At 69.4% G+C, this 8,528-nt stretch carries 6 protein-coding genes; 5 read left to right on the top strand and 1 reads right to left on the bottom strand.

Annotated features, from left to right (window positions below):
* Positions 1 to 251 precede the first annotated feature (251 nt).
* Genes AB0H36_RS47400 through AB0H36_RS47390 form a run of 3 tightly spaced genes read left to right on the top strand, consistent with a single transcriptional unit; the run spans position 252 to position 2,618 of the window.
* Entirely contained in the window at positions 252 to 1,679 is a 1,428-nt protein-coding gene (locus AB0H36_RS47400; RefSeq protein WP_360538773.1) for an NAD-dependent malic enzyme, read from the top strand.
* The gene (locus tag AB0H36_RS47395) at positions 1,676 to 2,053 is read left to right on the top strand and encodes a VanZ family protein (RefSeq protein ID WP_360538770.1); all 378 of its coding nucleotides are present in this window, start codon (positions 1,676 to 1,678) and stop codon (positions 2,051 to 2,053) included. The genes AB0H36_RS47400 and AB0H36_RS47395 overlap by 4 nt, the downstream gene beginning before the upstream one ends.
* 7 nt (positions 2,054 to 2,060) lie before the next feature.
* A complete protein-coding gene (locus AB0H36_RS47390) occupies positions 2,061 to 2,618 on the top strand; it encodes a YqgE/AlgH family protein (protein ID WP_360538767.1) in 558 nt (185 codons plus the stop codon).
* Between the two features lie 6 nt (positions 2,619 to 2,624).
* Here the strand turns inward: AB0H36_RS47390 and AB0H36_RS47385 are convergent, their stop codons facing one another.
* Positions 2,625 to 2,897, bottom strand: a complete 273-nt coding sequence (locus AB0H36_RS47385) for a DUF3039 domain-containing protein (RefSeq protein ID WP_360538764.1) — start codon at positions 2,895 to 2,897, stop codon at positions 2,625 to 2,627.
* Between the two features lie 147 nt (positions 2,898 to 3,044).
* Here AB0H36_RS47385 and AB0H36_RS47380 point away from each other — a divergent pair, with 147 nt between their 5' ends.
* Positions 3,045 to 4,844, top strand: a complete 1,800-nt coding sequence (locus AB0H36_RS47380; protein WP_360538761.1) for a DEAD/DEAH box helicase — start codon at positions 3,045 to 3,047, stop codon at positions 4,842 to 4,844.
* A gap of 179 nt (positions 4,845 to 5,023) precedes the next feature.
* On the top strand, positions 5,024 to 8,383 hold the full coding sequence (locus AB0H36_RS47375; protein ID WP_360538758.1) for a CARDB domain-containing protein: 3,360 nt from the start codon (positions 5,024 to 5,026) through the stop codon (positions 8,381 to 8,383).
* The last annotated feature ends 145 nt before the right edge of the window (positions 8,384 to 8,528 follow it).

The following is an 8,528-nucleotide window of genomic DNA, read 5'->3' as shown; positions in this document are numbered from 1 at the left end:
TCGCTACGCTGCGCGTGCTCCACGTTGACCCCTCCCACACGCACCCTGCCAACACCTCCTACCGAGGGAAGGTCCCCTTCAGGGTCTATCAGCCGAGGAAGCCCGCGCCGCCACGTCACTGATCGTCGCCACCGCACCTCCTTTGCCGGCGAAACAGTAGTCCGTCCGGGTAATGGATTACCGGGCTTCCTGCCGTGCACTTTACGAACACAACCTTCGGGGTTTACCAGTGCCGTGAGAGGATCACCCGCGTGACTGCCTTGCCGAGTGTTTCGTACTCCATCACCGTTCGCCTCGAGGTGCCCGCGGGTGGCTCGACGGTGAGCAAGCTGACGACCGCGGTCGAGCAGGCCGGCGGTCTGGTCACCGCGCTCGACGTGACCGCGTCCGGCCACGAGCGGCTGCGGATCGACGTGACCTGCGCCGCGGCCGACACCGAGCACGCCGGCCGCCTGGTCGAGGCGATGCGCGCCGTCCCCGGCGTCGAGATCGGCCGGGTCTCGGACCGGACGTTCCTGATGCACCTCGGCGGCAAGATCTCGATGGAGGCCAAGCACCCGATCCGCAACCGTGACGACCTGTCGATGATCTACACGCCGGGGGTCGCGCGGGTCTGCCTGGCGATCGCGGCCAACCCGGACGACGCCCGCCGGCTGACCATCAAGCGCAACAGCGTCGCGGTCGTCACCGACGGTTCCGCCGTACTCGGCCTGGGCAACATCGGCCCGAAGGCGGCGCTGCCGGTGATGGAGGGCAAGGCGGCGCTGTTCAAGCGGTTCGCCGGCATCGACGCCTGGCCGCTGTGCCTGGACACCCAGGACCCGGACGAGATCGTCCAGATCGTCAAGGCGATCGCGCCGGGGTTCGCCGGCATCAACCTGGAGGACATCTCCGCGCCGCGCTGCTTCGAGATCGAGGCCAAGCTGCGCGAGGAGCTCGACATCCCGGTCTTCCACGACGACCAGCACGGTACGGCGGTCGTCGTGCTCGGCGCGCTCTACAACGCGCTGCGCGTGGTCGGCAAGGACATCAGCAACGTGCGCGTGGTGATGTCCGGCGCCGGCGCGGCCGGTACGGCGATCCTGAAGCTGATGCTTGCGGCCGGGGTGAAGGACACCTGCGTGGCCGACATCGGCGGTGTGATCCACACCGAGCGCGACGGCCTGTCGCCGGAGCTGCGCTGGATCGCGGAGAACACCAACGCGGCGAAGTACAGCGGCGACCTGAAGGGCGCGCTGGCCGGGGCGGACGTGTTCATCGGGGTCTCGGCGCCGAACATCCTGACCGGCGCCGACGTCGCCACCATGAACGAGGACGCGATCGTGTTCGCGCTGGCCAACCCGGTGCCGGAGGTCGACCCGACCGAGGCCGGTGAGCACGCGGCGGTGGTGGCCACCGGCCGCAGCGACTTCCCGAACCAGATCAACAACGTGCTGGTCTTCCCGGGTGTCTTCCGCGGTCTGCTGGACGCGCAGTCGTCGAAGGTGTCGATCGAGATGGAGCTGGCCGCCGCGAAGGCGCTGGCCGGCGTCGTCACCGACGACGAGCTGAACGCGGCCTACATCGTGCCGAGCGTCTTCCACCCGGAGGTGCACACGATGGTCGCGCACGCGGTCCGTGACGCCGCCGGCGGCCGGGCGCCGGCGCACGAGACCTACCCGGACGACTCGCCGGCGTGACCGTTTCGGTGGCGGGGGCGACCGGCTCGCGGGCCAAGGTCTGGGCGTGGCGGATCGGTTTCGTCGCGGCCGTGGCGCTGCAGCTGTACGGCGTCTACACGCCGCGGGAGGCGGGTCCGCACGTCGGGATCCCCGGGATCGACAAGGTCGCGCACCTGTTCCTGTTCGGGTCGGTCGCGTTCCTCGGGCTGATGCTGCGGATCCCGGCGCGCTGGTTGCTCGGAGCACTGGTCGCGAACGCGATCGTCAGTGAACTGGTGCAGTACTGGGTGCTCCCGCAGCGCGACGGCGACCCGTTCGACGTCGTCGCGGACCTCGCCGGGGTGGTGGTCGGCGCCTGGCTGGCCTTCCGTGTGCTCCGTCGTACGCCATGATGGGAGCATGACGGCCTCGACCCTGACCGGTTCGCTGCTGGTGGCGACTCCGCTACTCGACGAGCCGCCCTTCCGCCGCTCGGTGATCTTGCTGCTGGACCACGACGACGACGGGGCTCTGGGGGTGGTGGTGAACCGCGCTGCCGACCTGGCCGTCGAGCGCGTGCTGCCGAACTGGTCGACCACGGTCAACGAGCCCGGGGTGCTGTTCATGGGCGGCCCGGTCGGCACGGACAGTGCCCTTGCGGTCGCAGAGGTGATCGAGTCGGCCGATCCGCCCGGGTGGCGGGAGTGCTTCGGCCGGATCGGGCTGATCGACCTCGACGTACCGCCGGCGCTGCTGGAGGGCGCGATCCAGCGGATGCGGATCTTCGCCGGGTACGCCGGCTGGTCCAGCGGGCAGCTCGAGGGCGAGATCACCGAGGGCGCCTGGTACGTCGTCGAGTCCGAGCCCGACGACGTGTTCAGCCTGCACCCGGACAAGCTCTGGCGCCGCGTCCTGCGCCGCCAGAACGACCAGATGGCCTACCTGGCGACGTACCCGGACGATCCGACCCTGAACTGAGCGGGTCTACTCGTCGCCGCCCTGGTCGTCGTCACCCGGGTTGAGCGAGTCCCAGATCTCCTTGCACTCCGGGCAGACCGGGAACCGCTGCGGGTCCCGGCTGGGCACCCAGACCTTGCCGCAGAGCGCGACCACCGGCGTGCCCATGACCATCGCCTCGGTCAGCTTGTCCTTCGGCACGTAGTGCGAGAACCGCTCGTGATCGCCAGGCTCCTGCAGCGACGGCTGCGTGCGCTCGTCGACGACCGTCTCGGCGCCGGGGGTCAACTGAGTACTCATGCCCCCGAGTGTAGGCCGCCTCACCAGCGGATCCGGAACTTTCTCCACAGACCGGCCGTACCCCGACATGCCGGTCAGCAGTTGTCCCCGACGTCAGGTAACGTTCCTGCACGGCCGACAGTCGACTAACGGGGGAGTATGCCGTCCGTGGATTCGCACGCGCCCGCCACACCAGCCGTGCTTCCTCCGGCCTACCCGGACCGCGCCGCGTGGGGTACCGCGAGCAAACTGCGCGCCTGGCAGGCGGAGGCACTCAAGCTCTATCTCGACGACAACCCGCGGGACTTCCTCGCGGTGGCGACACCGGGAGCCGGCAAGACCACGTTCGCGCTCACTGTGGCCGCCGAGCTGCTGCACCGGCGGCAGATCGAGCGGGTCACCGTGGTGACGCCGACCGAGCACCTCAAGGTCCAGTGGGCCGAGGCGGCCGACCGGGCCGGGATCGCGATCGACCCGGCGTTCGCCGGCCGGCGCGGGAAGACCAACAAGGACTTCCAGGGCGTCGCGGTCACCTACGCCGGCGTCGCGGTGAACCCGCTGGCCTTCCGGGTCCGGACCGAGCGGTTCAAGACGCTGGTGATCCTGGACGAGGTGCACCACGGCGGCGACGCGCTGAGCTGGGGTGACGGCGTCCGGGAGGCGTTCGAGCCCGCGACCCGCCGGCTCTGCCTGACCGGTACGCCGTTCCGCAGCGACGACAACCCGATCCCGTTCGTCACGTACGAGGAGGGGCCGGGTGGCGTCGCCCGGAGCAAGGCGGACTACACCTACGGGTACGGTCACGCTCTGCGCGACCACGTCGTACGCCCGGTGATCTTCATGTCGTACTCGGGTGAGATGCGCTGGCGGACGAAGGCCGGCGACGAGGTGGCGGCGCGGCTGGGCGAGCCGCTGACCAAGGACCTGACGGCGCAGGCGCTGCGTACGGCGCTCGACCCGGCCGGCGAGTGGATGCCGGCCGTGCTGGCGGCCGCCGACAAGCGGCTGACCGAGGTGCGCCGGCACATGCCGGATGCCGGCGCGTTGGTCATCTCCGGTGACCAGAACACGGCCCGGGCGTACGCGAAGACGCTGCGCGAGCTGACCGGCGAGGCGCCGACCGTCGTGCTGTCCGACGAGAAGGCGGCCAGCAAGAAGATCGCGAAGTTCTCCGAGAGCGACTCGCGGTGGATGGTCGCGGTCCGGATGGTGTCGGAGGGTGTCGACGTGCCGCGGCTGGCGGTCGGGGTGTACGCGACGCCGACGTCGACGCCGCTGTTCTTCGCGCAGGCGGTCGGGCGGTTCGTGCGGGCCCGGAAGCGGGGTGAGACGGCCTCGGTGTTCGTGCCGTCGGTGACCCGGCTGCTGAGCTTCGCCGCCGAGATGGAGGTCGAGCGCGACCACGTGCTCGGCCGGAAGAATTCCAACGAGGACGGCGACATCTTCGCCCTCGAGGACGACCTGATCAAGCAGGCGAACCAGGCCGAGGGCGCCAGCGACGAGCTGGAGGCGAAGTTCGAGGCGCTCGGGTCGGACGCGAGCTTCGACCGGGTCGTGTTCGACGGCGGTGACTACGGAACCGGCGGCGACATGGCGTCGGACGAGGAGCTCGACTTCCTCGGGCTGCCGGGCCTGCTGGAGCCGGATCAGGTGCGGGAGCTGCTGAAGAAGCGGCAGGCGAAGTCGATCGCGGCGCAGAAACGGTCCCAGCGTGGTTCCTCGGAGCCGGCGGGCCGCGAGGACCCGACGCCGACCGAGCTGGCCACGCACGAGCAGATCGCGCTGCTCCGCCGCGAGCTGAACGGCCTGGTCGCCGCCTGGCACCACCGGACCGGCCAGCCGCACGGCGTCATCCACAACGACCTTCGCCGCAAGTTGGACGGGCCCGCGGCCGCCCACGCCTCCTCGATCCAGCTCAAGGAGCGCATCGAGCTGATCCGCGACTGGGCTGCTCAGCGGCGCGCCTGAAGTTCCTGCTCACCACCCCGCCCGGAGATTCGGGGCGGGGTGGTTTTGCGTGCGCGAGGTCTTGACGAGGTGTGAGCTGGGCTGCAAGCTTCGGTTACCGCCCCGCAAGAAATTAGCAAGACAATGAAAACTCTTGAGGGTCGGCGTCCGCCCCCGCCCACCTGACGGAGGACAACTTCATGGAGTGGAAGAGATCTGCCGGCTGGCGACTGCTGGTCGGCTTGCTCATGGCTGCGCTCGTCGGCGCGGCCCTTGTCCCGGGATCGGCGACGGCAGCCGTCACCGCCAACCTCGGCAAGACACTGTCGGCCTCCAGTTCGCTCGGGGAGTATCCGAGCAGCAACGCCGCCGACGGCAACCAGAACACGTACTGGGAGAGCAGCAACAACGCGCTCCCGCAGTGGATCCAGGCCGACCTCGGCACGACGCAGGACGTCAACCAGGTGACCTTGAAGCTCCCCGCGTCCTGGGGCGCCCGGACACAGACCATCACCGTCCAGGCCGGCACGAACGGCTCGTCGTTCAGCACGCTCGTCGGCAGTACGGCGTACGCCTTCAACCCCGCCGTGAACAACACGGTCACGATCGACTTCACCACCACGTCCGCCCGCTACCTCCGGCTGGTCGTCACGGCGAACACCGGCTGGCCGGCCGCTCAACTGTCGGAGTTCGACCTTGCCGGACCTGGTGGCGGGCCGGTCGAGCCTCCGGTCGGCACCAACCTCGCGACCGGCAAGCCGATCGAGGCGTCGTCGGCGGTCTTCGAGTTCGTCGCCACGAACGCGAACGACACCAGCGTCAACACCTACTGGGAGTCCAACGGCTTCCCCTCGACGCTGACCGTGAAGCTGGGCGCCGACGCCGACCTCAGCTCGATCGTGGTGAAGCTCAACCCCGACCCGATCTGGGGACCGCGGACGCAGAGCATCCAGGTGCTCGGCCGGGAGCAGTCGGCCACGACCTTCACCTCGCTCGTCGCCCGGACCGACTACCAGTTCAGCCCGTCCGGCAACCAGAATTCGATCACGATCCCGGTCAGCGGGCGCTACGCGGACGTCCGCCTGCAGTTCTTCGGCAACACCGGCGCCCCCGGCGGGCAGGTCGCCGACTTCCAGATCTTCGGTACGGCGGCGCCGAACCCGGACCTCGTGGTCACGAACGTCACCTGGAGCCCGGCCGAACCGACCGAGTCCACTCCGATCACCCTGTCGGCCACCGTCCGGAACTCCGGTGTCGCGGCCGCGCCCGCGAGCAGCCTCAACTTCCTGGTCGACGGCTCGGTCGCCGGCACCGCCGCGGTCGGCGCCCTTGCCGCCGGGGCCACCGCCACCGTCACGGCCGGCGCCGGAACCGGTGCCCAAGGCAACCACACGGTCGCCGCGGTCGCCGACCCGGCGAACGCCGTCGTCGAGCAGGACGAAACCAACAACACCTTCCAGTCGCCCACCCCGTTGACCGTCGGCCAGGCGCCCGGCCCGGACCTCCAGGTCACCGGGATCACCACCAACCCGGCCAACCCCGCGCCCGGATCACAGGTCTCCTTCACGGTCGCGGTCAACAACCGCGGTACGGCGGCCTCGGCAGCAAGCGTCACCCGCCTCACCGTGGGCAGCACCACGCTGAACACGAACACGGCCTCGATCGCGGCCGGCGCGACCAGCAACGTCGCGATGACCGGCATCTGGACGGCGACCAACGGCGGCGCCACCGTGACCGGGATCGCCGACGCGACCAACACCGTTGCCGAGACCAACGAAACCAACAACACGCTGAGCCGGTCGATCGTGGTCGGACGCGGCGCCGCCGTGCCGTACACGTCGTACGAGGCGGAAGCGGCCGCGCACAACGGCACGCTGCTCGTCTCGGACGCGAAGCGGACCTTCGGCCACACCAACTTCGCCACCGAGTCGTCCGGCCGCCAGTCGGTCCGGCTGAACTCGACCGGCCAGTTCGTCGAGTTCACCTCGACGGTGCCGACCAACTCGATCGTGGTCCGCAACTCGATCCCCGACTCGGCCAACGGGCAGGGGCTCGAGGCGACCATCAGCCTGTACGTCGACGGCGTCTTCAAGCAGAAGCTCACCCTGTCGTCGCGGCACAGCTGGCTCTACGGCAACAGTGACGGACCGGAGTCGCTGACCAACACCCCGGGCGGAGACGCGCGCCGGCTCTTCGACGAGTCGCACGCGCTGCTCGGCACGTCGTACCCGGCCGGGACGAAGTTCAAGTTGCAACGCGACTCCGGCGACGGCGCGTCGTTCTACATCATCGACATGATCGACCTGGAGCAGGTCGCCCCGCCGCTGACCCAACCGGCCGGCTGCACGTCGATCACGCAGTACGGCGCCGTGCCGAACGACGGGATCGACGACGCTGACGCGATCCAGCGGGCCGTCACCGACGACCAGAACGGCGTAATCGGCTGCGTCTGGATCCCGGCCGGCCAGTGGCGGCAGGAGAAGAAGATCCTCACCGACGACCCGCTCAACCGGGGCCAGTACAACCAGGTCGGGATCAGCAACACCACGATCCGCGGCGCGGGGATGTGGTACTCGCAGCTGTACTCGACCATCGAGCCGCAGAACGCCGGCGGCATCAACCACCCGCACGAGGGGAATTTCGGCTTCGACATCGACAAGAACGTGCAGCTGTCGGACATCGCGATCTTCGGCTCCGGCCGGATCCGCGGCGGCGACGGGAACGCCGAGGGCGGCGTCGCGCTGAACGGCCGGTTCGGCACCGGGACGAAGATCAGCAACGTCTGGATCGAGCACGCCAACGTCGGCGCCTGGGTCGGCCGCGACTACGACAACATCCCCGAGCTGTGGGGACCGGGCGACGGGCTGGAGTTCAGCGGGATGCGGATCCGCGACACCTACGCCGACGGCATCAACTTCGCCAACGGCACCCGCAACTCGAAGGTGTTCGACTCGTCCTTCCGGACCACCGGCGACGACGCGCTGGCGGTGTGGGCGAGCAAGTTCGTCAAGGACCAGTCGGTCGACATCGGCCACGACAACGCGTTCACCAACAACACCATCCAGCTGCCGTGGCGCGCCAACGGCGTCGCGATCTACGGCGGGTACGGCAACAAGATCGAGAACAACCTGATCTACGACACGATGAACTACCCCGGCATCATGCTGGCGACCGACCACGACCCGCTGCCGTTCTCCGGTACGACGCTGATCGCCGACAACGCGCTGTACCGGTGCGGTGGGGTGTTCTGGGGCGAGGCGCAGGAGTTCGGCGCCATCACCCTGTTCCCGGCGAACCTGCCGATCACCGGGGTGACCATCCGCGACACCGAGATCCACGACTCGACGTACGACGGGATCCAGTTCAAGACCGGTGGCGGTGAGATGCCGAACGTCCAGCTCACCAGCCTGCGGATCGACAAGTCGAACAACGGGTCCGGCATCCTCGCGATGGGTGGCGCCCGCGGCAACGCCGTCCTGAGCAACGTCACCGTCACGAACTCCCGCGACGGCGACATCGTCAAGGAACCCGGCTCGACCTTCACCTTCACCGGGCAGTAGCCCCGCCCCGGTGACCCCGAGCCTCCGCCCGCCCCCCGGGGGGGGGGGGGGGCGGCGTGGGTTGGGGGGGGGGGGGGCGGCCAAAAACCGGGGGGGGTCCCCGCAGATAGGGAGAGGGGGGGGGTGGGGGAGAGTGTGGGGAAAC

The sequence above is a fragment of the Kribbella sp. NPDC050820 genome (genome assembly GCF_040653975.1).
GTDB lineage: Bacteria > Actinomycetota > Actinomycetes > Propionibacteriales > Kribbellaceae > Kribbella.
This window is presented reverse-complemented; position numbering and strand designations above follow the sequence as displayed.

Coding starts and splice junctions, on each gene's coding strand:
- AB0H36_RS47375 (WP_360538758.1), top strand. CDS start 5,024: ATGGAGTGGAAGAGATCTGCCGGCTGGCGACTGCTGGTCGGCTTGCTC.
- AB0H36_RS47390 (WP_360538767.1), top strand. CDS start 2,061: ATGACGGCCTCGACCCTGACCGGTTCGCTGCTGGTGGCGACTCCGCTA.
- AB0H36_RS47385 (WP_360538764.1), bottom strand. CDS start 2,897: ATGAGTACTCAGTTGACCCCCGGCGCCGAGACGGTCGTCGACGAGCGC.